Genomic DNA, 22,095 nt, shown 5'->3' on the forward strand with positions numbered 1-22,095 from the left:
GCGGCCCATCACCCGGACTGGGCGTTCCGACGTGCGCGGTCGCGGATCCGTTCCACCTGGTCGACGTACTCGTAGCCCGGGATGATTCCCTCCATCCAGGTCCCCTCCACGAACGAGACGATGGCGATGACGTCCTCACCGGCAGTCCCTGGCGACGGTTCGATCTCGGTGACGACCGTGACGGTCGCGGCCTCGCGCTCAACCGTCGTCACGTCGACGGCGTCCGTCCTGGTGACGCCGTCGGCGTCGACCACGCGACGTTCGAACGTCTCGAACCAGCCGTCCTCGACGACCGGGGCGACGGTCTCGTCCTCGACCGCCGCGTTCAGCGTCGGGAGGTCGTTCTCGATTCGGACGGTGCCGTCGGCAACGAATACACGGGCGTCGAAGGTCGTCTGTGTCGGGACGAACTGCGACCCCGTCTCCTCGAATCGGGGATGGGCGGCCAGCGCCCGCTCGATTCCGTCGGTCATTGGTCGTTCTGAGGAGGTCACCGGGAAAAGGGATTGCGCTGGCGGCGATGCCCGAACCTTCTTTCGGAACGAACAATGGCGAGCAGGCGACTCGGCGGCGCTCCGGGGCGGTGAGTCGCACTCCCGCCGTGTTCGCCCCGGGCCAGGGGTCTGGCGATGACCTGCGTTGGACTCGCCCGCCCATTTGAACCCTCGTCGGGTGAGAATTGGTCAGGGAGACGGGATAGCCCCCTCAATCCATGGAGATGTACGTCTCCGTGTCCTCGACGCCCGCTATCGCCTGGATCTGGTCCGCTGCGATGTCCTTGACGGCCTGCGGACTGTCGACCTCGATCTTCGCGATGAAATCGACGTCTCCCGCGACGATGTGTGCGTCGAGCACTCCGTCGATCGCAAAGATATCGTCCAGTACGCGGTCCGCTTCGCCAGTGTTCGCCTTGATGAGGATGTATGCAGTGACCATCGTCAGTCGCCTCCGGTGTCGGTCGAGCCGACGAGTATCTGTTTGACGTCTTCCAGTGCGTCGAACTCCGCCAGGACCGCGATCCGATCGCCCGCCTCCAGCGTATCGTCGGGAAGGGCCAGGCCGAGGGGTTCGTCCTGCTTCGCGTACGCGAGCGTCTGGCTCCTGGCGGGGAGTTCGAGTTCGCTGATCGTGTACCCGTGCATCGGTGCCTCGCGGGTCACCGTGAACTGCGCGATCTGGAGGTTCTCGGCAAGGTCCGCGATGGCGGTCACGTTCCCGCCCAACAACGCGTTCTTCGCGCCGATGGCGCCGAGACGTTCCGGATAGACGATGGCGTCAACCTCGTCGGCGTACTTGCGGTAGATGTTCTCCCGGTAGTCCTCGTCGATGCGGAGGACCGTCCGGCAGTCGTGGTGGTTACCGACCATACACGCCACGAAGTTGGTGTTCAGGTCGCTGGTGAGTGCACCGAGCGCGTCGGCCGCTTCGATGTCGGCCGCCTCGAGGACGTCCTCGCTGGACCCGTCACCCTCGATGGCGGCGAACCCTTCGGTCTGAGCCCGATCCACCATCTCGGGGTCCCGGTCCACGAGTGTCACGTCGTGTCCCTCGTTTCGGATGATTCGGGCCGTCCGGAGGCCGACCCGACCGGCGCCGATAATTACAACTCGCATACACGTACGTACAGAAGGTAGGTCCATATAGGTTTGCGCCGGACGCGGGCAAGGTTTTTCCTGTCGCCTCCAGAACCAGTCATCATGGTACACGCCGTCATCATGATCCGGACCGATTCGGGAACCGCGGAATCCGTCCGCGACGCGGTGTCGGCGCTCGGTAGCGTCGCCGACGCCCACGTCGTCGCCGGCGACTTCGACGTCATCGCCGAACTCGACGAGACCGAGGTCTACGACGTCCTGGATACCGCGTCCTCGTCGATACAGGACACCGACGGCGTCCAGGAGACGAAGACGTACGTCTCGTTGACCTGATCAGAACTCGACGCGCTGGGGGTCGTGGTCGTCGAGGTACGACCGGAGCCACTCGCGTTGGGCCTCGAGTGGGGCCGTCAGGTCCCCGTAAGCGTTCTCGAAGAGCTCGTCTGGGTCGGGTACCTCGGCGTTCTCCGCTTCCGCGACGGCCTCGTCCAGTTCCGCGTCCGCCGCTGCATGGGCTTGCTCGACGACCGTGTCGTCGACGACATCCTGTTCGCGCAGGTAGGTCTCCGTCCGTTCGAGCGGGTCGGCGGTGCGCCAGTCCGGCAGCGAACGCTCGTGCTCGTCGCGGTATCGCTCCGGGTCGTCTGCCGTGGTGTGCGCCCCCTGGCGGTAGGTGAGGCTCTCGACGAGGATCGGTTTGCCCGCCCGGGCCGTCGCGAGCGCGTCCGAGACGGTCTCGTACACCGCCAGCGGATCGTTACCGTCGACCTGAACCCCCTCGAAGCCGTAGGCAGTCGCCTTCTCGGCGATGGTCGCGCTCGCCGTCTGTCGCTCGCGGGGCAACGAGATGGCCCAGTCGTTGTTCTCACAGAAGAAGACGACCGGGGCGTCGAAGACGCCCGCGAAGTTGAGGCCTTCGTGGAAGTCACCCTCGGAGGTCGCGCCGTCGCCGAAGTACGCCAGTGTCGCGTGGTCGGCCCCGACGTAGTCTCGGGCCATGGCGTACCCGACGGCGTGGGGAATCTGGGTGCCGATGGTGATCTCTTGTGGGAAGTTGTTGACGTCGTGATCGGAGTAGTACTCCGGGCGACCACGCCTGAACAGGAGGATATCGCTCATCGGGACGCCGCGGGTGAGCTGCATCGCGTTCGACCGATAGGTCGGGAAGAGCCAGTCCTCGTCGGCCATGGCTCGCGCGGCCCCCACCTGAGAAGCCTCCTGGCCCCGATACGGCGGAAAGCTGCTCATCCACCCGCGTCGCTGCAGGGCGACCGCCCGCTCGTCGAATCGCCGGGCCCGAACCATGTCCCGATAGAGGGCCCTGGCCTCCTCGGTGTCGACCTCGACGTCGTCCAGGTCGCTCACCCCGATTACGCGGTGCATGCGGGAGCGTCTGGTTCTCGCTACTTACCGGTGGTGTTTGCGGCGGGGATACCCGGAACCCGGGGTTCGGTGCCGATCGGTGATGGCCGGTCACGCGTCCACGTCGGTGTATCTGGCCCGCACGACGACCAGCACGGTCACCGACGGAACCAGAGTGAGTGCCTGGTAGCCGATCAGTACCGCCACGAGTTCCCAGACGGCGACCAACCCGACCGCGCCGGCGACGGCGAGTGAGATGACGAAGACGACGAACGATCGAGCGAGCAGCGCCGGGCCCACCACGGTCAGGACGAGGAGCGCATCGACGAGGTCGACGAGGAGCGCGACCGCCAGCACCCAGCGCGTACCCACTGGCCGGCCCCGGAAACGGCCCGGTACGGGGAGGACCACCTCGAAGTCGTCGGGGAAGAATTCGGGCAGTCGAAAGGGCGGCAGTCGGAAGCCGAATCGCCAGTCGTCGTCAGGCATCCAGGATCCGATCGAGTGCCTCGTCGACCGCCTCGAAGACGGAAGACTGGTCGGCGGTCGCGTCGATGCGGACGAACCGGTCTGGCTCCCGGTCGATGAGCCGTTCGTAGTTCTGGGCGACATGCCCCAGGAACTCCTGGCCCTCCAGTTTGTTCGTCGTACCGGACCGACGGGCACCGGTCGCGGGGTCGACGTCAAGATAGATGGTCGCGTCCGGCGGCCGGGTGAACGGCTGGTGGATGCCCATGATGTACTCGACCGGACGCTCGATACGATCGGCGATGGCTGCACCCTGGTAGGCGTACCGCGAGTCGGAGTACCGATCCGATATCACCACCTCGTCACGCTCCAGGGCGGGCCGGATCGTCTCGGAGAGATGGGCCGCGTGGTCCGCGGTAAAGAGGAACAACTCCGCGAGGGAGTCGGCCTCGTCGGCCCCGATGGATCGGCGAACCGCGTCGCCGTACCACGAGTCGGTCGGTTCTCTCGTGAAGGTGAGCGGGCCCGACCGGGTTTCGCGGAGATGGTTCCACGCCGAGGTCTTGCCACTCCCGTCGATTCCCTCGAGCGTTACGAGCATGGGTCGACCTTGTTCGACCCGCCACTAAGCCCTTCCGAGGGACGTCTCACGCTCGACCCGTTCGACTCACACGCGACACATTTACACGCGTCACCCAGGTACTATCAGTGCATGAACATCATCGTCACTGGTGGCACGGGATTCGTCGGCACTGCACTCTGCCGAGAACTGGTCGAACGCGGCCACGACGTGACCGCGATGGCTCGGTCGCCCGAAGACGACGGTGTCCCACGGGGTGTCGACGGTGTCATCGGTGACGTCACGGACTACGACTCCATCGAGAGCGCCTTCGAGGGGAAGGACGTCGTCGTCAATCTCGTCGCCCTCTCGCCACTCTTCAAGCCGTCGGGCGGCGACGAGATGCACGAGGTCGTCCACGTCGGGGGGACCGAGAACGTGATCCGGGCGGCCGAGGAACACGACCTCGACGCCATCGTCCAGATGAGCGCCCTCGACGCGGATCCAGGTGGCGTCACGTCGTACCTCCGGTCGAAAGGACGCGCAGAGCAACTCGTCAGGGATTCCAGTCTCGAGTGGACTATCTTCCGTCCGTCGGTAATCTTCGGTGAGGGCGGCGAGTTCGTGAAGTTCACCAAGATGCTCACGACTCCCTACGTCACCGCCCTGCCGGGTGGGGGAGTGACCCGTTTCCAGCCGATCTACATCGAGGACCTCGTGGGGATGGTGGCCGACGCCGTCGAAGACGAGCGCCACCGGGGCGAGATTTACGAGATCGGGGGGCCAGAGGTGCTCTCGCTCGCGGACGTGACCGAACTCGTCTACCGGGCCGAGGGTCGGTCGGTTTCGGTACTGTCCATCCCGATGTCGATGGCCAGAGTAGGCCTTTCCTTCGCCGACCCGCTGTCGCCGGTTCCCTTCGGACGGGACCAGTTCAGATCGCTGCGGATCGACAACGTTGCCGATCACAACGACGTCGACGCATTCGGAATCGAGGTGGATTCGTTGACGACGCTCGAGTCGTACCTCGGTATCGGGTGACGCCCGTCGGTCGGTCGGCCCGTATGGGTACTTAAAACCCCCCAGCAATCCCTTTTTTTCGTCCGACCCCTGTCTGACGCGAGACCGCCCGTCGACTGCAAATTCCGGTTCGTCGGCAGATATATCAGGATCACTTCAACAAAAGGCTTATAGCCTAATTGCTTCTTTCCACACGGTAAGGCCAGACTGCAGCATGAAACTCGCAATGATCGGGTTCGGCCAGGCGGGCGGGAAGGTGCTCGATAAGTTCCTCGAGTACGATCAACAGACGGGATCGGGGATCGTTCGAGCGGCCGTCGCCGTCAATACCGCTAAAGCCGACCTCATGGGACTGGAGCACGTGCCGGAGGACAACCGCGTGCTCATCGGACAGTCGAGGGTGAAGGGGCACGGTGTCGGGGCCGACAACGAACTCGGCGCCGAGATCGCAGAAGAGGACGTCGACGAAGTCCAGGGGGCGATCGACAACATACCGGTCCACGAGGTGGACGCATTCCTCCTCATCTCCGCCCTCGGTGGCGGGACGGGGTCCGGTGGGGCACCCGTCCTGGCGAAGCATCTGAAACGAATATACACGGAACCGGTCTATGGACTCGGCGTTCTGCCGGGCAAGGACGAAGGTGGCATCTACACGTTGAACGCCGCCCGCTCGTTCCAGACGTTCGTCCACGAGGTCGACAACCTGCTCGTGTTCGACAACGACGCCTGGCGGAAGTCGGGTGAATCCGTCTCCGGTGGCTACGACGAGATCAACGAGGAGATCGTTACCCGTTTCGGAATCCTGTTCGGCGCGGGCGAGGTCGACGGCACCGGGGACGTCGCCGAGAGCGTCGTCGACTCCTCCGAGATCATCAATACGCTCGCCGGGGGCGGCATCTCGACTGTGGGCTACGCCTCGGAGAGCGTTCAGCAACAGGACTCCGGCGGCCTGCTCTCGCGATTCCGCAGCAACGACGACATGGCGGGCGAGGACTCCGCGAGCACCACCAACCGCATCACGAGCCTCGTCCGGAAGGCCGCACTGGGTCGACTGACCCTTCCCTGCGAGATCGACGGTGCGGAGCGGGCGCTGCTCGTCGTGGCCGGGCCGGCCAGCTATCTGAACCGGAAAGGCATCGAACGCGGTCGGAAGTGGCTCGAAGAGCAGACCGGCAGCATGGAAGTCCGCGGTGGCGACTATCCGGTCCGGGACTCGGGCAAGGTCGCGTCCGTCGTCCTGCTCTCGGGCGTGACGAACGTCCCCCGCATCAAGGAACTCCAGGGCAAGGCCATCGAAGCCCAGGACAACATCGAGGAGATCCGCGCAGAGAGCGACGAAAACCTCCAGGAGCTGGTGGAAGACGACGAAGATGAACTGGAGCCGCTCTTCTAGCACAGCACTCGTCCTGGTCGCCCTCCTCGTCGTCTCGGTCGCACCCGCGGCCGCCGTCTCCGTCAGCGACGAGGCCAGTCCGTCGGCCGTCGAGGTCGGCGAACAGCAGGACGTTACGTACACCGTCTCCGACCTCTACACCGATTACGACCGGTGGCAACTGTCGGGCGAGACGGAGCTGACGGACGTGACCTGGACGGTGACGACCTACGACCAGACGGACGCGAAAATCGAACAACAGCAGTACAACAGTCCCTCGTTCGACCACGAGATCGCGGCCGACGAAGACGTCTCGGCCGTCGAAGTCCGCCTGCAGGGCACCACGCCGAGCTGGTCGGAGTGGCAGTACGATCCGGCCCAGAACCTGACGCTGGCGACGTTCGCCCAGGCCCAGGAGGGCGGGTCGAGTAGCGAGGTCGCGACGTACACCGCCCGGCCCTACACGGCCGACAGCCAGTCGGCGCGGACGGCCATCGACGACGCGAAAGCCGCCATCGACGACGCCGAGAGCGCAGGTGCCAACCCGGACGAAGCCGAATCCCTCCTGAACAACGCCATCTCTGCGTACGAGAACGGCAACTTCGAGAATGCCGGAGATCTGGCCTCGCAGGCGCAGAACAGTGCCAATAGCGCCGCACAATCGGCAAACCGGACCGACCTCCTGCTGATGGCCGGTGGCGTCGTGGTACTGCTCGCGCTCGTGGCTGGGGGCATCTACTGGTACCTCCAGCAACGCGAGACCTACGACCGACTCGGCTGAGACACCCCACCCCTTCCCCATGCGGGTCGTCATCCCGTTCGACGCGAACGAACCCAAGTCGCGACTAGCACCCGTGCTGGACCGCTCGGAGCGACGCGAGTTCGCCGAGGCAATGCTCCAGGATGTGGCCGCGGCAGTGCGCGAAGCTGGTCGAACGCCGGAGGTGCTGACCACCGGACCGATAGCCGTCGACGCCGCGATCACCATCGACGAGCGGGCACTGACACCGCTCGTGAACGACGCCATCGACGCCGGAACGCCACTCGCCGTGGTGATGGCCGACCTCGCGTTAGCTACCCCCTCGACGCTCAGACAGTTGTTCGGCGCCGACGGCGACGTGGTCGTCGCGCCCGGGCGGGCTGCGGGCACGAACGCCCTCGTCGTCCGCGACCCCGCGTTCCGGGTCGACTACCACGGCGCGTCCTTCAGCGACCACCTGCACCAGGCTCGCGAGGTCGGGGCGTCTGTCCGCGAGTTCGATTCGTTTCGACTTTCGACGGACGTCGACGACCCCGCCGATCTGCTGGAAGTGCTCGTCCACGGCGATGGCGCCGCGACGCGGTGGCTTCGGGAGGCGGGGTTCCGCGTCGAGATGGAGGGCGGGGAGCCGCGACCGGTGCGCTGAGCGAGGCCCCGGGGAGCGCGGCCGGACGTGCCGGCGACACAACGCCTTTGCGCAGGCGGTCACTACTCCCGGTGTGATTCCGGGCGCCGCCGAACACGACCTCGACCTATCTATCACCGACGATGCCCTCGAGCGCCTGCTGTCCGTCGACGACGAGGCCGTCGACCCGCCGGCGGAACTGACCTACGCGAAGAACGCCTTCTTCCCGTTGACGACCGCCTGCCGGTACACCTGCACCTACTGCACCTTCTACGACCCGCCTGGCGAGGCCTCGCTCATGGCACCCACCGAGATCCGGGAGACGGCTCGACGGGGGGCCGCGGCTGGCTGTACGGAAGCGTTGTTCACGTTCGGCGACGACCCCGACGACCGATACGACGATATCCACGCCCAGCTAGCGGCGTGGGGCCACGATTCCATCCACGAGTACCTCCGCGAGGCGGCCGCCATCGCCCTGGAGGAGGGACTGCTCCCCCACGCGAATCCCGGCGACCAGACGCCAGCCCAGATGGAGACGGTCGCCGACCTGATGGCGAGCATGGGGGTGATGCTCGAGACGACGGCGTCCGTCGAGGCCCACGCCGGCCCCCGCGGGAAATCGCCGGGCCAGCGGCTCGCCACGATCCGAACGGCCGGTGAGCTATCGATTCCCTTCACGACCGGCATCCTCGTGGGCATCGGCGAGACGGCCCGCGACAGGGCGGAGAGCCTGCTCGCCATCCGCGAACTGCACGAACGCTACGGCCACGTCCAGGAAGTGATCGTCCAGCCGGTTGCCGACAACGAGCGATGGCGCGGAGGCTCCCCGGACCTGGCGACGCTCCGGCGGACGGTCGCCATGGCCCGGACCGCGTTGCCCGACGCGGTCGCCGTACAGGTCCCGCCGAACCTCGCGCCGCTTCGCGACCTCGTCGACGCCGGGGTCGACGACCTGGGCGGCGTCTCACCGGTGACGACCGATCACGTCAATCCGGACTACGCCTGGCCCGAGGTGGACGAACTCCGGGCCGTCGCCGACGCTGCCGGCGTCCCCTTGCGCGAGCGACTGCCCGTCTACGAACGGTTCCTCCCGACGGAAGGCGTCTCGAACGAGTGGGTCCCCGAGCCCATCGGTCGAGCGCTCCGGAGCGATACGCCGGCCGGCCGACGCTACCGCTCGGTGCTCGACGGGCACCCGTTCGTCGAGGACGTGGCGTAGAACTACCTCGAATGACGGTCGGTGCGCACGCATTTGGCTGACAGGGGACGCCGCCCCGTCTCGTCCAGGTCGGTGGCGTCCCGCTCCCGCTGGTCCGACCTGGCCGTCACCGGCATGGTCCCAGCTGGTCCGGTCATCGCTTATATAGTCGACCAGAATAGGTACCTTGTCGCACGCAAATAGTTCAATACGAGAACATGACGGGCGACAGGGCGCTGCCGCACAAGCGAGTGACCGGAGAGACCGTCGCGGAGCGGCTGCCCCGGATCGCGACCGAGCGCATCCTGCCGGCCAGATACCTCCAGCGGGAGAACGGCGAGGTCGTCGAGACGCCGGCCGAGCTGGTCGAACGGGTCGCCCGAGCCGTCGCGAGTGCGGAGACGACCCACGGGAACGACCCGGACACCTGGGCCGACCGCTTCGAGCAGGCGATGGCCGACCTCGCTTTCGTCCCGAATTCGCCGACCCTAATGAACGCCGGCCTCGACGATGGCCAACTATCGGCCTGCTTCGTCATCTCACCCGCGGACGACCTCCGGCACATCTTCGAGACGGTCGGCGACGCGGCGACCATCTTCCAGACGGGCGGCGGCGTCGGCTACAGTTTCTCGCGGCTTCGGCCGCGCGGCGACCCGGTAACCACCGGCGGCGGTCGGGCTAGCGGGCCCGTCTCGTTCATGACGGTGTTCGACCGGATGTGCGACGTCGTGCGCCAGGGAGGGCGGCGCCGGGGTGCCCAGATGGCCGTTCTCCGCGTCGACCACCCGGATATCGGGCGGTTCGTGACGGCCAAGCGAGAGGGGGCCCGACTGACCAACTTCAACGTCTCGGTGGGGTTGACGGACAGGTTCCTGGCCGCCGTCGAAGAAGACGAGCGGTATCCACTCGTCAATCCCCGGACGGGCGACCAGCACGTCGCGACCGCGGCGACCGCAGCGTTCTACAACGAGGGCGATACCCGCGACGGCGAACCGAATCTCTGGCAGATCGCCGCGGACGTTCCCGACCTCGACGAATTCCCCCGGAAACTCGTGACCGTCGGGGAACCGACGAGCCTGCCAGCCCGCCTCGTCTGGCACCTGGTCGTCGACGGTGCGTGGCACAACGGCGAACCGGGGCTGTTCCACCTCGACCGCGCCAACCGCGAGCACGCCTTCGACGTCGCGACCAACCCCGACCATCGCATCGAGGCGACCAACCCCTGCGGGGAACAACCGCTGGAGGATTTCGAGGCCTGTACGCTCGGCCACGTCAACCTCTCGTTGCTGGTCGAGGGGGACGCCCCGGACTGGCGGTCGTTCGATGGTTCCATCGACCGGTTCCTCGACCGAGCGATGGACTGGGACCGCCTGGCCGACCTGACGCGACTGGGAGTGCGATTCCTCGACGACGTCACGACCGTGTCGAGATACCCGCTTGCGGCCATCGAGGAGACGGTCGCCACCCAGCGGAAGATCGGTCTCGGCGTGATGGGCTTCGCCGAACTGCTGCTCCAGCTCGGCGTCCGGTACGACGAGACGGCGGCACTCGGAGTCGCCGATCGGGTGATGGACCGTATCGATCGAGTCGCGACGCGGGCGAGCCACGACCTCGCCCGCGAACGGGGGTCGTTCCCGCGCTGGCCGGAATCCAAGTACGCCGACCCCTCTCGACACGAGGACTGGTTCCGGCGTCACACGGGCGAGGAACCCGCGGAGTGGGTCGATGGCTATCCGATACGCAATCACGGGGTCACGAGCGTCGCCCCGACCGGCACGACCAGTATGATCGCCGGGACCTCGGCCGGTATCGAACCGCTGTACGACGTCGTCTACCGTCGGGCCGCCGACCGGGACGTCCAGGGCGACGAACCGTTCGTCGCCGTCGATCCGTACTTCCGGGCAGTGCTCGAGAGCCGAGGTGTCGACGTCAGCGAGATCCGCGAGGCTGCGCGCGACCAGATGCGTGACGGAACGTACGCAGGTCCGTCGTCGCTGCCGATTCCCGACGACCTCGGTGAGCTGTTCGTCACTGCCCGGGACGTTCCGCCGGAGACCCACGTCCGCATCCAGTCGGCGTTCCAGTCCCACGTCGACGGCGCCGTCTCGAAGACGGTCAACCTGCCGGCGTCGGCCGTTCGAGAGGACGTGGCCGCGGCGTACCGACTGGCGCTGGAGACGGACTGTCTCGGATGCACCGTCTACCGGAGCGGTTCACGCGATTCACAGGTGTTATCGACGGCCGACGACGGGGATACCTAGACGAGGCGTTCGTACAGGTCTGGGAGCCGTCGCCGGAGAATCCCGTATACCACGGAGACGGCGAGGCCGACGACGATCACGGTCTGGACGGTCCCGTCGAAGACGAGCACGGGAACGACCGACAAGCCGGCGACCAGGGCCACGTCCTCGGGGGCGCCGTCGTACCGAACCCAGCGTCGTGGGGCGACCCAGCGCCCGTTCCAGTGGGAGTACACGCCCCGGTCGTCGTCCGCCTTCCAGGGTCGCAATCCCAGCCCACCGCCGAAGACGTCCGTCACCGAGTGGAGGGCCGCAGACCCGAAGAACGCGGCCAGGGCGACCGTCCAGACGCCCGGCCGGATGGTCGCGACGACGAGCATCGGCACCGCCACGACCCAGTAATGCTCCGGGTAGTGCAGCGTCTTCCGGTGTTCGAAGGCGAGGTCGAGGTCGGGGAACACGCCCCCGGCGATGGCGCCGAGCGCAGCGACGCCCGCGAGGTCGGGCGCCACGGGCACGAGGGCTGCTGCGACGACAGCCCCCATGGCGGCGTGAGTGGTACTCATCATCCTCAATCGTCCGCCGACGGCGGGTCCGGCCGCCTCGCCGCGAGGAGTGGCGTGCCGTCCGCCCGGGGACCCAGACGGGGCCCGGGGTCGGACTGCGCCGGGTCGACCCGACGCCGTCGCTCGTAGTCGGTCGAGCGCTCGACCGGGACGCGGTCGATGCTCGTGATCAGGTCGACGTAGTCGGCGACCGAGCGGAACTCGCCGTGCTCGCCGCCGGCGCGGGTCGTTATCTCCTCGGAGAGGATGGTCCCCATGAAGTCGTCGGCGCCGGCCTCGAGCATGCGGAGGGCCGTCTCGTCCCCGAACTTGACCCACGACGTCTGGATGTGCTCGACGTTGTCGAGGAACAGGCGCGAGACGGCGACGACGAGTCGATCCTCCGCGTCGGTCGCGCCGCCATCGACGATGCCGCGCTCTGCCAGGGGCGTGTTCTGGTGGACGAACGAGAGCGGGACGAACTCCGTGATGGCGCCGGTCCGATCTTGCAACTCGCGAATGCGGGCCAGGTGCATCGCGCGGTGGCGTTCGTTCTCCACGTGGCCGTACATCATGGTCGCGGTCGTCGGGAGGCCCGCCGCCGCGGCGCCTTCCATGCCTGCCAGCCACTCGTCGGTCCCGATCTTTCCGGGACAGATGACCGCCCGGACCTCGTCGACGAGTATCTCCGCGGCCGTCCCGGGCACCGAGTCGAGTCCGGCCGCCGAGAGGGTGTCGTAGACGTCCGCGTACGACCAGTCGGTCCCGCGTTTGGCGTGGTGGGCCTCCTCGGGGGTCATCGAGTGGAGGTGGACCCCGTCGACGGACATCGCCCCGAGTTGCTCGACGTAGGTTCCCGGGTCGACGTCGTAGACCGACGGCGGCCGATAGTCCAGTGTCGGATCGTCAGGGTCGAGCCGTTCGCGGTGGGCCTCGTTCAGGACGAACGCGGGGTGGAGGCCACTGACCGAGGTGACCTCGTAGACGCCCCGGTCGACCGCGTCGGCGACGATCTCCCGCGATTCCGCGGGGGTCTTGGTGAATCCACGAGCGTGGCCCTCGTGGTCGGATTCGAAGGTGTGTGCGCTGTCCCGGAAGTTACAGAACAGACAGCCCGTGTTGCAGGCCGTCGTGACGTTGTTGTTGAGGTTGGCGACGAAGGTCACCTCGTCGCCGACCACGTCGCGGCGTCGGTGGTCGGCGACCCGACTCACCTGGTCCACCCGCTCCGGATCGATCCCATCGCCATCGCTGCCGGTCGTGAGGAGGGCGACCGCGTCCTCGACGTCGAGTCGTACTCCGTCCCGTGCCTTCGCCAGCGCGTTCTCGAAGGACTGCTCGGTCGCTGGCTGATGCTCGAACGCGAACGCGCCGCGGGGAACGTTCGTTCGCGTCCGGAAGGCGTCTGCCATGGCACTGGATAGCCCCGTGAGTCCCATAAACGACCGGGTCCCGGCATCTGGCTATCCACGAGCGTGCATCATCCGGCCGAGTGAGTCGAGATAATGTGCACGCCAACGGAAACGCTTAGTGGCCACGTTTCCCACGTTGGGACATGACCAGCGTCAAGGACTTCCAGGTGGACGACCCGGCCTCGTCGGACGCACTGGGACGCGGACGGTTCGTGTTCACGGACGATTACTCCGTGTTCGACTGGGGCAAGATGCCGGACACCATCCCGAAGAAAGGGGCGAGTCTCTGCACGATGGGCGCGTCCAACTTCGAGCGTCTGGAGGCCGCGGGCGTGCCGACCCATTACCGGGGGGTCGTCGCCGGCGACGAGGTGGTCGCCGTCGATGGCGTCGAGACACCGCCGACGGAGATGGCCATCGATCTTACCCAGGTTCCGGACCTGCCGTTCTCGGACGGCTCCTACGATTACGACACCTACCACGACGCCGCGGGCGAGAACTACCTCGTGCCCCTCGAGATCGTCTTCCGGAACGTCGTCCCGGTGGGGTCGAGTCTTCGAAAACGAGGGTCACCATCGACGTACGGCCTCGACCTCGAGGAGTGGCCGGAGGGACCCGTCCCCCTCGAGGAACCGATCATCGAATTTTCCACGAAGTACGAGGAACAGGATCGCTATCTCGACCGGGCCGAAGCGGATCGGATCGCCGGGCGGGCCGACGTGGCCGACCTCGAATCGGTGGCCCGCGAGGTGAATCGCCTGGTCACCGAGCGCGCGGAGGAGACCGGGTTCGTCCACCAGGACGGCAAGATCGAGGTCCTGTACTTCGACGGCGAGATCCGGGTCGCGGACGTCGTCGGGACCTTCGACGAGAACCGGTTCAGCTACGACGGACAGCAAGTGTCGAAAGAGGTCATCCGCCAGTACTACAAGCGGACCGACCCGGACTGGGTGGAGGCGGTCGGGACGGCCAAGGCCGAGGCACGAGAGGCGGGCGTCGCCGACTGGCGGACACTCGTCGAGGTCTCCCCGAAACCCCTCCCCGAACACGTCCTCAGAGCCGCCAGCAACCTCTACGCCGCCGGGGCGAACGCCTACCTCGGCAGGGACCTCTTCGACGCACCGTCCATCGACGCGGCGGTCGACCGCGTCCGCACGCTGTAGATATCCACGTTCGTGATGGGCGGGTGGTTTTTCAAAAGAGTTTTTGACCACAGACGCGCAGTATCACGCGATGACCGACTACACCGCGACGGTGACCGTCCGCCTCAAGCAGGGCGTCCTCGACCCCGAGGCGAAGACGACCCAGCGCGCACTGGAGCGACTCGGGTTCTCACTCGAGGACCTGCGGTCGGCCGACCGCTTCGAGATCGACCTCGCGGCCGACGACGCCGAGGCCGCCAGAGAGCGGGCGGACGAGATGGCCGAACGATTGCTCGCCAACCCGACCATCCACGACTACGAGGTCACGGTCGAACGACGATGATCGCCATCATCCGCTTCGGTGGATCGAACTGCGACCGGGACGCCGAACGGGCGCTCGCGGCCATGGACATCGACGCGGAGATAGTCTGGCACGAGGACGGCCTCCCCGAGGACACGACCGGCGTGATGCTCCCCGGCGGGTTCTCCTACGGCGATTACCTCCGGGCCGGAGCCACGGCGGCCCGGGCACCCATCATGGCCGAGGTGCGCGAGGCGGCAGCGAACGGCCTGCCGGTCCTGGGAGTCTGCAACGGGGCACAGATCGGCAGCGAGTCGAGTCTGACTCCCGGCGCGTTCACCACCAACGAGAGCGCGCGATTCCAGTGCGAACGCGTCCACGTCCGGGTCGAGAACGCCGACACGCGCTGGACGCGGGCCTACGAACCCGGGCAGGTGCTCGAGTTACCCATCGCACACGGAGAAGGGCGATTCGAGATCACCGACGACGCGCTGGCGGCCCTCGAACGGGACAATCGAATCCTGTTCCGGTACAGCGAACCGGACGGGACCGTCTCGGCGGCGGCGAATCCGAACGGCTCGAAGGATAGCGTCGCCGGCATTCTGGGCGATCGCGAGAACGTTGCGGTGATGATGCCCCATCCAGAACGCGCTGCGCTCGCAGACATCACCAGTACGGACGGTCGCGGTATCCTCTCCGGCTTGGTCTGATTACCGACGGACCTCGACCGGGTCCCTCGTGGCAATCCAGCGGTACGGGTTCTGGTCGTCGCGGACCTCGAACCATCCATCGTCGCACATGTATGCATCTCGAATCGGTTCGGGCATCGTTCCTCCCCTGGCGGATTGCTCCACCAATTGCGATTATTCGTAATCAAACATTATAATACTAGGTATACAGGTAGACCGCTGGAAGTCGTGGCGCTTCGGCGGTACGGCACCCCTAGAACGTCAATACTTCGTAGCCGTCGGCCACGAGCGACCTGATGCTGGGGTGACCGTCGTGGTCGTCGAGACGGACCAGTCCGGAGTCGTCGACCGGGTCGTCGACACCGAACGCCGTCGTGCAGTAGTCGCAGACGGACGTGTCCTCCCGAACGGTCTGATAGAGGTCGTGATGGTCGCTCTCCTCGTCCTCGAGGATGGGGATCCACTTGGTTCCCGCACCGTCGAAAATGAGTTCGAGGTCGTCCTCGGGCGTCTCGGCGAACTCCTTTGCGGTCTCCAGTCCGTTCACGAGGCGTCCGAGGTCGGCGTGTGATTCGGTGTCGGCCAGGATGACGACGGCAGCGTTTGTCATGGGACCACCGATGGCGAGTAGACGGATAAGCCCTCGCGTACCCACACGTTACTGGGTTACCCTGACGTTATCGCAGACGGGATGGTCGAGGATGGTGTCTCAGTGATCGTGGGGTGCCCCCTGCCCCGCCTGGTGCACCCCGCCCCGCGTGAACTGCCCGGAGAACGCCCGCTGGACGACCTCCGGCAGTGCCGGGTGGATGTGCACCGCGTCGCGGAGGTTCTGGACGCTCCCCGACCCTGATTTCATCGCGACGACGACCGCCTGGACGAGCGTCGCGGCCTCCGGGCCGACGATGTGACAGCCCAGGATGGTCCCCTCGAGGTCAACGATGGCCTTGACGAACCCCTCGGCCTTCATCGCCGACCCACGAGCGGTCTGTTCGTAGGGATACGTGTTCGTGGCGTACTCACGCCCTGCGGCCCGGAGATCGGACTCCCTGGCACCGACGCCCGCCACCTCCGGCGAGGTGAACACGGCGAAGGGCATCGCCGAATAATCGACCGGTTCCAGTTCGTCGCCGAAGACGTTGCGGACGACGGTCCTGGCCTCGTGGTTGGCGCTGTGTTTCAGCAAATGTTCGCCGACGATGTCGCCGAGCGCCCACACGCCATCGGCGGTCGTCCGCAGGTACTCGTCGGTGCGCACGAACCCGCGGTCGTCCGTCTCGACGCCCGTCGCGTCCAGGTTCAGCGTGTCGGTGTTCGGGATCCGTCCCGCAGCCACGAGCAGCGCGTCGCCGGAGACCGTCACTGGCTCCCCACCGTCGACCAGTCCTGCGTCATCCCCGTATTCGTATGGACGGGCCTCGAGGGCGATCTCGTCACCGTCGCTGGAGACGCTGGTGGCGGCGTGACCCGTGTGGACGGTGAACCGGTCCTCGAACCGTTCGGTGAACGTGGCGGCGACCTCGTCGTCGGCCTCGGGCAGGAGGGTGGGGCGACGCCCGACGATGGTCACGTCGCTGCCGAACGTACCGAAGAAGTGGCCCAGTTCGGCCGCGATGTAGCCGCCGCCCACGACGAGCAGGTGGTCCGGGGGGGATTCCAGTTGCAGCGCCTCGGTGCTCGTGAGATGATCGACCCCCTGGATGCCGTCGATGTCGGGGATGGCGGGTCGCGTACCGGCGGCCACGAGGACGGTCTCGGCCCGAAAGCGGCTGCCGTCGTCGTCTCCACCGTGGATCGCGATGGTCCGCTCGTCGACGAATCGCCCCTCGCCCTCGTAGAGGTCGTGGCGGGGCGAGGACTGCAACCCCCGCCGAATCGAGTCGGCGTCCCCGGACACCTCCTCGTTCACCTCGCGGACAATCTCGGCGAAGTCCACGCTTTCGACGCTCGCGTCGATGTGGAACTCGTCGGCCCGTTCGATGGTCTCGACCACGTCTGCGTGGTAGAGCAACAGCTTCGAGGGGATACAGCCGCGATTCAGACAGGTGCCGCCGATCGGCCCCTTCTCGACGATGGCGACCGACTGGCCCCGCTTGGCCGCCACGTTCGCCACGTCGAGGCCCGAACCGGTGCCGATGACCGCGAAATCGTAGGTCTCCATACCGCTCGTTCTGGTCGAAGGGATAAGAAGTACTGAGCTACCGGGAGGTAACCGGAAAGGTCACGGGACCTGGCAGTGGCTCACCGAACCAGTGGCATGTTGTAGGCCGTCTCGTGGGCCATGACGGTCTCCCAGGTCGTCTCGCAGGCACAGGAGACCTCCCCGAAGACGCTCGGGTCCTGTCGCTCGTTGAAGTCCTTGATGGCCGTCTGCACGCGGTCGTCGCACTCCCCGCAGTTGTGGGGACCCCGATCCGAGCCGTGACCGACCGGGTCAGAGACGACCAGGGCGTCCACGTCGGCGGTCCGTTCGAGGACCTCGGCGACGCTCCAGAGCCAGGGCGGGCGATAGCCCCCGCGGAAGTAGAGGTCGTCGACCATCGTGTAGCGCTGGACGTTGGTCGGGTTCATCGAGATGGTGTGGGCGTAGGGGGCGGTGCGTTCGATGGAGGCGACCATGTCCTCGACGGCCTCCGACTCGGCGAGAAACGGCGGTTTCAACAGGAGGTAGGCCTTGACACCGGCGCCGAGGTCGCGGGCCGTCTCGCTGGCGTCGACGAAGTCCGCGAAGTCGAAGTACTTGTTCACGCAGTCGTGGCGAACGCGGTCGGTCGCCGTCTCCAGGCCGACCGCGATGTCGGTGGCCAGTCCCCGATCCAGGAAGTCGGCCAGGCGGTCGGCCTCGACGAAGTCCGGCAGCGTCTCGACGACGATGCGGTCGCGATCCGCGAACGTCTCGGCGATGGCTGCCCGCGTCTTCGCCGGTACCTCTCGCTCGTCGAGAAACGAACCAGAAGTGTAGATCTTGATTAGCGGGGCGGGCTCGTCGGCGTTCTGCCGTTCGTGGGCCAGTGCCTGTTCGACCTGATTCATCAGGGCCTCGTGGCTCACCGTGCCGCCCTCGACCGATTCGGCGACGTACCCACACATGGTACAGCCACCCGCGCGGGCCCACCGACACCCGCCGGTGTTGAGGATGATGGTCAACGACTGCACGAAGCCGTCGGGGGTGTTGTCCTCGTCCAGCCAGACGCGAGTCGGTTCGGTCGGGTCGTAGGTCTCGTCTTTCTGGGCGCGGAGCGCTCGCATGACGGCGTTGTGGGCGTCCATCCCCCGCCCGCGTTCGCGACCCTCGGGACTCGGCTGGCTCATTGTGGAGTGCAAGCCGCCGTGCGCCTAAAGCGGCTTCGTTCCAAGTATCCACCCTCGCGCTGGCTCCAGCCACCGATGGACGGCCAGGCCAGCCACGACCCCGACGAGGTCGGCGAGGAAATCGGCTCTCTCGAAGGTTCGCCCCGGGATGGTGGTCTGGGCGACCTCGATGCCGCCGCCCAGGGCACCGAGGCCGACGACGACCGCGATGATCCCCCAGCGGTGATCGAGAGACGCCAGAGACAGCACGGTGAGGACCAGGAATCCCCCAGCGTGGGCCACCTTGTCGAGGCCCACGATGCCCAGCAGTGCGAAACCCGGGGTGCTCACACCACTCCCCGGGACGAGCGAGGCCACTACCATCGCCGCCCCGAACGCGACGGCCGCTATCCTGGTTCGATCGGGTCCTCGTTGCACGTGACTCTCTCGGGACCGACCGAAGATAGGCCCTGCGCCGGGTGCCGATAACCGGAATTGGTTACATTACGGTGACAAGAACTACCCCGGCAGCGGCCGTATATGAATGGGTGAGGTTACTATGACAGACATCGGCGGATTCAACGATCACGTGGCACGGATCGACCTGTCTGCGGGGACGGTCGATTACGAGAGTATCGACGACGAGGACGCGAAAAAGTACATTGGGGGACGCGGCCTCGGCGTCAAATACGTCTTCGACCAGGGCACGGACGTGGAGCCGCTCGGCCCGGACAACCTCCTGGCGTTCATGAACGGTCCGCTCACGGGGACACAGACGACCATGAGCGGCCGTATGGCCGTCGTCACCAAGTCGCCGCTGACGAACACGGTCACCGACTCCCATCACGGCGGCTGGTCGGCAGCGCGGCTCAAGTGGGCCGGCTTCGATGGGCTGCTCTTCGAAGGACGGGCCGACGAGCCAGTCTACGCTTACGTGGAAGACGACGAAGTCGAACTCCGCGACGCCTCCCACCTCTGGGGGAAGACCACTCACGAGGCCCGTGAGATCATCGAGGACGAACTCGACGGCGAGTACGGCAAAAACCTGAGCTTCATGGGGATCGGCCCCGGCGGCGAGAACGAGGTCAGGTACGGTTGCATCATCAACGAGGACGACCGGGCCTCGGGCCGCGGTGGAACGGGCGCGGTCATGGGGTCGAAGAACCTCAAGGCCGTCGTGGTGAAATCGGGCACGGACATGCCCAGGCCGGCGGACCAGGAGACCTTCCAGAAGGGACACAAACAGGCGACGGACCTCATTCGCGAGTCCGACATCACCGCCCCGAACGAGGGCGGGTTGTCGGTATACGGCACCAACGTCCTGACGAACCTCACCGAGGAGATGGACGGGCTCCCGACGCGCAACGGCCGCTACACCTCGACGCACTCCGAAGCCGAGGAAGATCCCTCCGAGCCGAACATCGATGCCGAGAACACCTCCGGGGAGTGGGTCCGGGAGAACATCCTCGTCGACGAGCCGACCTGTCACTCCTGTCCGGTCGCCTGCAAGAAGGAAGTCGAAGTCGAGGTCGAACTCGGCGGCGAGGAACACCAGCTCCGGATGGAGTCACTCGAGTACGAACCGGCCTTCTCGTTCGGCTCGAACTCGATGAACGACGACGCCCAGGTCACGGCGGTTCTGATCGACCGGTGTAACAAGTACGGCATCGACGCCATCGAGTCTGGCAACATGCTCGCGATGGCCATGGAGATGACCGAGAAGGGCCACCTCGACGAGGGCATCGACTGGGGCGACCAGGACGCGATGTACGAGATGTTGCGCAAAATCGCCGAGCGCGAGGGTGAACTCGCGGACGCTCTGGCGGAGGGCGCGGCTGGCGCGGCAGAGCGCTTCGGCGCCCAGGACGCCCGCCTCGACGTCAAAAACCAGACCATCCCGGCCTACGATCCACGGGCGATGAAAGGGATGGCCATCGGCTACGCCACCTCGAACCGCGGCGCGTGCCACCTCCGCGGGTACACCCCCTCCGCGGAGATCCTCGGCTTCCCCGAGAAGGTCGACCCCGCCGACCCGGAGGGGAAGGGCGAACTCACTATCACCTTCCAGGACATGCACGCCATCTCCGACTCCTTCGACATCTGCAAGTTCAACGCCTTCGCGGAGGGCATCGAGGAGTACGTGCTGCAGTACAACGGGATGACGGGCCTCGACCTGAGCGAAGACGAACTCATCGAGGCGGGCAAGCGCATCTACACGCTCGAGCGGTACTACAACAACCTCGTCGGCTTCGACGGTGACGACGACTCCCTGCCGGGACGGTTCGTCGAGGGCCACGAGGACGCGATCCCCGGCCAGGGCGGCACGGAGGGCCAACTCGCCGAACTCGATCAGCTCAAAGACGAGTACTACGAGGGGCGCCAGTGGGTCGACGGCGTCGTGCCCGACGAGCGCCTCGACGAACTTGGTATCGACGTCGGACCGGGAACGGGCGTCTCCCGGGGCGGCGTCTCGGCCGACGACTGATCGGCGACGGGAACGCTACCCCGCCTTATCCGCCAGCGCGCATCGCTTTCTGCGCGAATCGTTCGACGAGGGGCTCCAGGGCCTCCTCGGGCCCGTCGAAGACGACGGTGACCTCCGTCAGTTCGATCGACGGGCCGATGGCTACCGTCTCCGCCGAGAGCGAGGCCTGCCAATTGGCCCCTTCCACCGTCTCGTCGTCCTTGATCTCCCCGCCCAGGTTCGCGAGGTAGTGACGAGCAAGCCTGGCCGAGATGCCCCGGAAGGAGCGTTCTATCTGCATCTATCCACCCGCGACCGGTGGGAAGATGGAGATCTTGTCGCCGTCCGCGACGTCGGTGTCGAGCCCCTCGAGGTGGTGGACCTCGCGGCCGTTCTTGAGGACGTTCACCTGGGGCAAAATCTCTCCGTCCTGGATGAACGCCCCGTCGAAATCGGGAAACTCGTCCATCAGTCCATTCAGGACGGTCTCGATGGTCGCATCGTCCGCGAATTCGCGGTCGATGGTCTTCTGGCCGACCGTCTCCCGAAAGTTCGCGAACAGACGGAGTTCAACGTTCATGGTTGGTAGTCGGTGCCAGGCCGTTTTACCTTATTGTTCCCCGAGACGAATGCCGTCTTCGACCAGCCGAACGTTCCGCTCGCGCTCCAGTTCCGCACCGAGCGTCTCGTGCTCGTAGATCTGGGCGAGCAGGTCCATGTAGAGGTTACGCCAGGCGATAGCGTAGATAGGCGATTGCCCCCAGGCGCGAAGTTCCACGACGAACTCGTCGTAGCGGTCCCGACGCGACTCGAGTTCCTCGATGGCATCGGCGACCGCCGCGACTGCCTCCCGGTCGTCTGGGGCCCGTTCGATGGACTCGTTGATCCGTTCCTGCCACGAGGCGACGACACGTTGCATGTCGGAGCTGGCGTCCACCCCATCCTCGGGAAGTGCGTCGAGGATCGGCCGCGGGACGCCCAGCGATAGCGCTTCCATGGCCGTCGGTTGGAGCCCGTGGATGAAAACAGTCCCGACGTTCGACGGCCCGGCT

26 protein-coding genes are annotated in these 22,095 nt (G+C 66.3%); 11 read left to right on the top strand and 15 right to left on the bottom strand.

All coding sequences use genetic code 11. The features are described 5' to 3' along the window. Positions 1-8: 8 nt before the first annotated feature. The 3 genes from HSRCO_RS12775 to HSRCO_RS12785 all read right to left on the bottom strand — a co-directional run bounded on the left by HSRCO_RS12775 (position 9) and on the right by HSRCO_RS12785 (position 1,613). A complete protein-coding gene (locus tag HSRCO_RS12775; RefSeq protein ID WP_259518028.1) occupies positions 9-473 on the bottom strand; it encodes a DUF5813 family protein in 465 nt (154 codons plus the stop codon). 232 nt (positions 474-705) lie between these two features. After that, positions 706-936 (bottom strand): Lrp/AsnC family transcriptional regulator, encoded by a 231-nt coding sequence (locus HSRCO_RS12780; protein ID WP_259518029.1) that lies wholly within the window; start codon positions 934-936, stop codon positions 706-708. Positions 937-938: 2 nt separating this feature from the next. Further along, positions 939-1,613 carry a TrkA family potassium uptake protein gene (locus tag HSRCO_RS12785; RefSeq protein ID WP_259518030.1) on the bottom strand — a complete coding sequence of 225 codons (675 nt, stop codon included), beginning with the start codon at positions 1,611-1,613 and terminating at the stop codon, positions 939-941. 84 nt (positions 1,614-1,697) lie between these two features. On the opposite strand from HSRCO_RS12785, the gene HSRCO_RS12790 reads away from it, so the two are divergent. Then, positions 1,698-1,928, top strand: a complete 231-nt coding sequence (locus HSRCO_RS12790) for an Lrp/AsnC ligand binding domain-containing protein (protein ID WP_259518031.1) — start codon at positions 1,698-1,700, stop codon at positions 1,926-1,928. Here HSRCO_RS12790 and pdhA read toward each other — a convergent pair whose 3' ends face one another. The 3 genes from pdhA to tmk form a co-directional block, all read right to left on the bottom strand. Next, positions 1,929-2,978, bottom strand: a complete 1,050-nt coding sequence (gene pdhA / locus HSRCO_RS12795) for a pyruvate dehydrogenase (acetyl-transferring) E1 component subunit alpha (protein ID WP_259518032.1) — start codon at positions 2,976-2,978, stop codon at positions 1,929-1,931. It lies immediately after the preceding gene. A 90-nt stretch (positions 2,979-3,068) separates the two neighbouring features. After that, entirely contained in the window at positions 3,069-3,446 is a 378-nt protein-coding gene (locus HSRCO_RS12800) for a hypothetical protein (protein ID WP_259518033.1), read from the bottom strand. Further along, positions 3,439-4,026 (bottom strand): dTMP kinase, encoded by a 588-nt coding sequence (tmk, locus tag HSRCO_RS12805; protein ID WP_259518034.1) that lies wholly within the window; start codon positions 4,024-4,026, stop codon positions 3,439-3,441. The genes HSRCO_RS12800 and tmk overlap by 8 nt, the downstream gene beginning before the upstream one ends. 111 nt (positions 4,027-4,137) lie before the next feature. On the opposite strand from tmk, the gene HSRCO_RS12810 reads away from it, so the two are divergent. The 6 genes from HSRCO_RS12810 to HSRCO_RS12835 all read left to right on the top strand — a co-directional run bounded on the left by HSRCO_RS12810 (position 4,138) and on the right by HSRCO_RS12835 (position 11,220). Further along, positions 4,138-5,025, top strand: a complete 888-nt coding sequence (locus HSRCO_RS12810) for a complex I NDUFA9 subunit family protein (protein ID WP_259518035.1) — start codon at positions 4,138-4,140, stop codon at positions 5,023-5,025. Positions 5,026-5,230: 205 nt separating this feature from the next. After that, positions 5,231-6,397 carry a tubulin/FtsZ family protein gene (locus tag HSRCO_RS12815; RefSeq protein WP_396266433.1) on the top strand — a complete coding sequence of 389 codons (1,167 nt, stop codon included), beginning with the start codon at positions 5,231-5,233 and terminating at the stop codon, positions 6,395-6,397. Then, complete coding sequence (locus HSRCO_RS12820) at positions 6,375-7,157, top strand: hypothetical protein (protein ID WP_259518037.1); 783 nt, start codon at positions 6,375-6,377, stop codon at positions 7,155-7,157. Before HSRCO_RS12815 ends, HSRCO_RS12820 begins: the two co-directional genes overlap by 23 nt. Before the next feature lie 19 nt (positions 7,158-7,176). Next, positions 7,177-7,782: a 2-phospho-L-lactate guanylyltransferase gene (gene cofC, locus HSRCO_RS12825; protein WP_259518038.1), complete on the top strand. Its 606-nt coding sequence runs from the start codon at positions 7,177-7,179 to the stop codon at positions 7,780-7,782. 73 nt (positions 7,783-7,855) lie between these two features. Next, positions 7,856-8,980 (top strand): 7,8-didemethyl-8-hydroxy-5-deazariboflavin synthase subunit CofG, encoded by a 1,125-nt coding sequence (gene cofG, locus HSRCO_RS12830; RefSeq protein WP_259518039.1) that lies wholly within the window; start codon positions 7,856-7,858, stop codon positions 8,978-8,980. A gap of 197 nt (positions 8,981-9,177) precedes the next feature. Beyond that, positions 9,178-11,220 (top strand): adenosylcobalamin-dependent ribonucleoside-diphosphate reductase, encoded by a 2,043-nt coding sequence (locus tag HSRCO_RS12835; protein WP_259518040.1) that lies wholly within the window; start codon positions 9,178-9,180, stop codon positions 11,218-11,220. Here HSRCO_RS12835 and HSRCO_RS12840 read toward each other — a convergent pair. Together HSRCO_RS12840 and cofH are read right to left on the bottom strand one after the other, a co-directional pair. Beyond that, a complete protein-coding gene (locus tag HSRCO_RS12840; protein WP_259518041.1) occupies positions 11,217-11,768 on the bottom strand; it encodes a metal-dependent hydrolase in 552 nt (183 codons plus the stop codon). The two genes, HSRCO_RS12835 and HSRCO_RS12840, sit on opposite strands and share 4 nt — an antisense overlap. Positions 11,769-11,770: 2 nt before the next feature. Beyond that, entirely contained in the window at positions 11,771-13,156 is a 1,386-nt protein-coding gene (gene cofH / locus HSRCO_RS12845; RefSeq protein ID WP_259518042.1) for a 7,8-didemethyl-8-hydroxy-5-deazariboflavin synthase subunit CofH, read from the bottom strand. 143 nt (positions 13,157-13,299) lie between these two features. Here cofH and HSRCO_RS12850 point away from each other — a divergent pair, with 143 nt between their 5' ends. From HSRCO_RS12850 to purQ, 3 genes are all read left to right on the top strand, one after another. Beyond that, the gene (locus HSRCO_RS12850; RefSeq protein ID WP_259518043.1) at positions 13,300-14,319 is read left to right on the top strand and encodes a phosphoribosylaminoimidazolesuccinocarboxamide synthase; all 1,020 of its coding nucleotides are present in this window, start codon (positions 13,300-13,302) and stop codon (positions 14,317-14,319) included. A gap of 70 nt (positions 14,320-14,389) precedes the next feature. Then, a complete protein-coding gene (gene purS / locus HSRCO_RS12855) occupies positions 14,390-14,641 on the top strand; it encodes a phosphoribosylformylglycinamidine synthase subunit PurS (RefSeq protein ID WP_259518044.1) in 252 nt (83 codons plus the stop codon). After that, entirely contained in the window at positions 14,638-15,309 is a 672-nt protein-coding gene (purQ, locus tag HSRCO_RS12860) for a phosphoribosylformylglycinamidine synthase I (protein WP_259518045.1), read from the top strand. The genes purS and purQ overlap by 4 nt, the downstream gene beginning before the upstream one ends. 232 nt (positions 15,310-15,541) lie before the next feature. On the opposite strand, the gene HSRCO_RS12865 is transcribed toward purQ, so the two are convergent. From HSRCO_RS12865 to HSRCO_RS12880, 4 genes are all read right to left on the bottom strand, one after another. Then, positions 15,542-15,898 carry a hypothetical protein gene (locus HSRCO_RS12865; RefSeq protein ID WP_259518046.1) on the bottom strand — a complete coding sequence of 119 codons (357 nt, stop codon included), beginning with the start codon at positions 15,896-15,898 and terminating at the stop codon, positions 15,542-15,544. Between the two features lie 99 nt (positions 15,899-15,997). Beyond that, entirely contained in the window at positions 15,998-17,449 is a 1,452-nt protein-coding gene (locus tag HSRCO_RS12870) for a dihydrolipoyl dehydrogenase (RefSeq protein ID WP_259518047.1), read from the bottom strand. An 80-nt stretch (positions 17,450-17,529) separates the two neighbouring features. Continuing rightward, positions 17,530-18,600, bottom strand: a complete 1,071-nt coding sequence (locus tag HSRCO_RS12875) for an archaeosine biosynthesis radical SAM protein RaSEA (RefSeq protein WP_259518048.1) — start codon at positions 18,598-18,600, stop codon at positions 17,530-17,532. A 24-nt stretch (positions 18,601-18,624) separates the two neighbouring features. After that, positions 18,625-19,017: a VanZ family protein gene (locus HSRCO_RS12880; RefSeq protein WP_259518049.1), complete on the bottom strand. Its 393-nt coding sequence runs from the start codon at positions 19,015-19,017 to the stop codon at positions 18,625-18,627. 121 nt (positions 19,018-19,138) lie between these two features. Between HSRCO_RS12880 and HSRCO_RS12885 the strand changes: the two genes are divergently transcribed. After that, the gene (locus HSRCO_RS12885) at positions 19,139-21,064 is read left to right on the top strand and encodes an aldehyde ferredoxin oxidoreductase family protein (protein ID WP_259518050.1); all 1,926 of its coding nucleotides are present in this window, start codon (positions 19,139-19,141) and stop codon (positions 21,062-21,064) included. 25 nt (positions 21,065-21,089) lie between these two features. On the opposite strand, the gene HSRCO_RS12890 is transcribed toward HSRCO_RS12885, so the two are convergent. Genes HSRCO_RS12890 through HSRCO_RS12900 form a run of 3 tightly spaced genes read right to left on the bottom strand, consistent with a single transcriptional unit; the run spans position 21,090 to position 22,040 of the window. Further along, positions 21,090-21,344 (bottom strand): hypothetical protein, encoded by a 255-nt coding sequence (locus HSRCO_RS12890; RefSeq protein WP_259518051.1) that lies wholly within the window; start codon positions 21,342-21,344, stop codon positions 21,090-21,092. Further along, entirely contained in the window at positions 21,345-21,623 is a 279-nt protein-coding gene (locus HSRCO_RS12895; RefSeq protein ID WP_259518052.1) for a ubiquitin-like small modifier protein 1, read from the bottom strand. It abuts the gene before it with no gap. 30 nt (positions 21,624-21,653) lie between these two features. Further along, complete coding sequence (locus tag HSRCO_RS12900) at positions 21,654-22,040, bottom strand: hypothetical protein (RefSeq protein ID WP_259518053.1); 387 nt, start codon at positions 22,038-22,040, stop codon at positions 21,654-21,656. Positions 22,041-22,095 lie beyond the last annotated feature (55 nt).

The organism is Halanaeroarchaeum sp. HSR-CO, assembly GCF_024972755.1.
Classification (GTDB): domain Archaea; phylum Halobacteriota; class Halobacteria; order Halobacteriales; family Halobacteriaceae; genus Halanaeroarchaeum.

Excerpts from the sequence above, each read along its gene's own strand:
- HSRCO_RS12775 (WP_259518028.1), bottom strand. The coding sequence starts at position 473 with ATGACCGACGGAATCGAGCGGGCGCTGGCCGCCCATCCCCGATTCGAG.
- HSRCO_RS12780 (WP_259518029.1), bottom strand. The coding sequence starts at position 936 with ATGGTCACTGCATACATCCTCATCAAGGCGAACACTGGCGAAGCGGAC.
- HSRCO_RS12785 (WP_259518030.1), bottom strand. The coding sequence starts at position 1,613 with ATGCGAGTTGTAATTATCGGCGCCGGTCGGGTCGGCCTCCGGACGGCC.
- HSRCO_RS12790 (WP_259518031.1), top strand. The coding sequence starts at position 1,698 with ATGGTACACGCCGTCATCATGATCCGGACCGATTCGGGAACCGCGGAA.
- pdhA (WP_259518032.1), bottom strand. The coding sequence starts at position 2,978 with ATGCACCGCGTAATCGGGGTGAGCGACCTGGACGACGTCGAGGTCGAC.
- HSRCO_RS12800 (WP_259518033.1), bottom strand. The coding sequence starts at position 3,446 with ATGCCTGACGACGACTGGCGATTCGGCTTCCGACTGCCGCCCTTTCGA.
- tmk (WP_259518034.1), bottom strand. The coding sequence starts at position 4,026 with ATGCTCGTAACGCTCGAGGGAATCGACGGGAGTGGCAAGACCTCGGCG.
- HSRCO_RS12810 (WP_259518035.1), top strand. The coding sequence starts at position 4,138 with ATGAACATCATCGTCACTGGTGGCACGGGATTCGTCGGCACTGCACTC.
- HSRCO_RS12815 (WP_396266433.1), top strand. The coding sequence starts at position 5,231 with ATGATCGGGTTCGGCCAGGCGGGCGGGAAGGTGCTCGATAAGTTCCTC.
- HSRCO_RS12820 (WP_259518037.1), top strand. The coding sequence starts at position 6,375 with ATGAACTGGAGCCGCTCTTCTAGCACAGCACTCGTCCTGGTCGCCCTC.
- cofC (WP_259518038.1), top strand. The coding sequence starts at position 7,177 with ATGCGGGTCGTCATCCCGTTCGACGCGAACGAACCCAAGTCGCGACTA.
- HSRCO_RS12835 (WP_259518040.1), top strand. The coding sequence starts at position 9,178 with ATGACGGGCGACAGGGCGCTGCCGCACAAGCGAGTGACCGGAGAGACC.
- HSRCO_RS12840 (WP_259518041.1), bottom strand. The coding sequence starts at position 11,768 with ATGATGAGTACCACTCACGCCGCCATGGGGGCTGTCGTCGCAGCAGCC.
- cofH (WP_259518042.1), bottom strand. The coding sequence starts at position 13,156 with ATGGCAGACGCCTTCCGGACGCGAACGAACGTTCCCCGCGGCGCGTTC.
- HSRCO_RS12850 (WP_259518043.1), top strand. The coding sequence starts at position 13,300 with ATGACCAGCGTCAAGGACTTCCAGGTGGACGACCCGGCCTCGTCGGAC.
- purS (WP_259518044.1), top strand. The coding sequence starts at position 14,390 with ATGACCGACTACACCGCGACGGTGACCGTCCGCCTCAAGCAGGGCGTC.
- purQ (WP_259518045.1), top strand. The coding sequence starts at position 14,638 with ATGATCGCCATCATCCGCTTCGGTGGATCGAACTGCGACCGGGACGCC.
- HSRCO_RS12865 (WP_259518046.1), bottom strand. The coding sequence starts at position 15,898 with ATGACAAACGCTGCCGTCGTCATCCTGGCCGACACCGAATCACACGCC.
- HSRCO_RS12870 (WP_259518047.1), bottom strand. The coding sequence starts at position 17,449 with ATGGAGACCTACGATTTCGCGGTCATCGGCACCGGTTCGGGCCTCGAC.
- HSRCO_RS12875 (WP_259518048.1), bottom strand. The coding sequence starts at position 18,600 with ATGAGCCAGCCGAGTCCCGAGGGTCGCGAACGCGGGCGGGGGATGGAC.
- HSRCO_RS12885 (WP_259518050.1), top strand. The coding sequence starts at position 19,139 with ATGACAGACATCGGCGGATTCAACGATCACGTGGCACGGATCGACCTG.
- HSRCO_RS12890 (WP_259518051.1), bottom strand. The coding sequence starts at position 21,344 with ATGCAGATAGAACGCTCCTTCCGGGGCATCTCGGCCAGGCTTGCTCGT.
- HSRCO_RS12895 (WP_259518052.1), bottom strand. The coding sequence starts at position 21,623 with ATGAACGTTGAACTCCGTCTGTTCGCGAACTTTCGGGAGACGGTCGGC.
- HSRCO_RS12900 (WP_259518053.1), bottom strand. The coding sequence starts at position 22,040 with ATGGAAGCGCTATCGCTGGGCGTCCCGCGGCCGATCCTCGACGCACTT.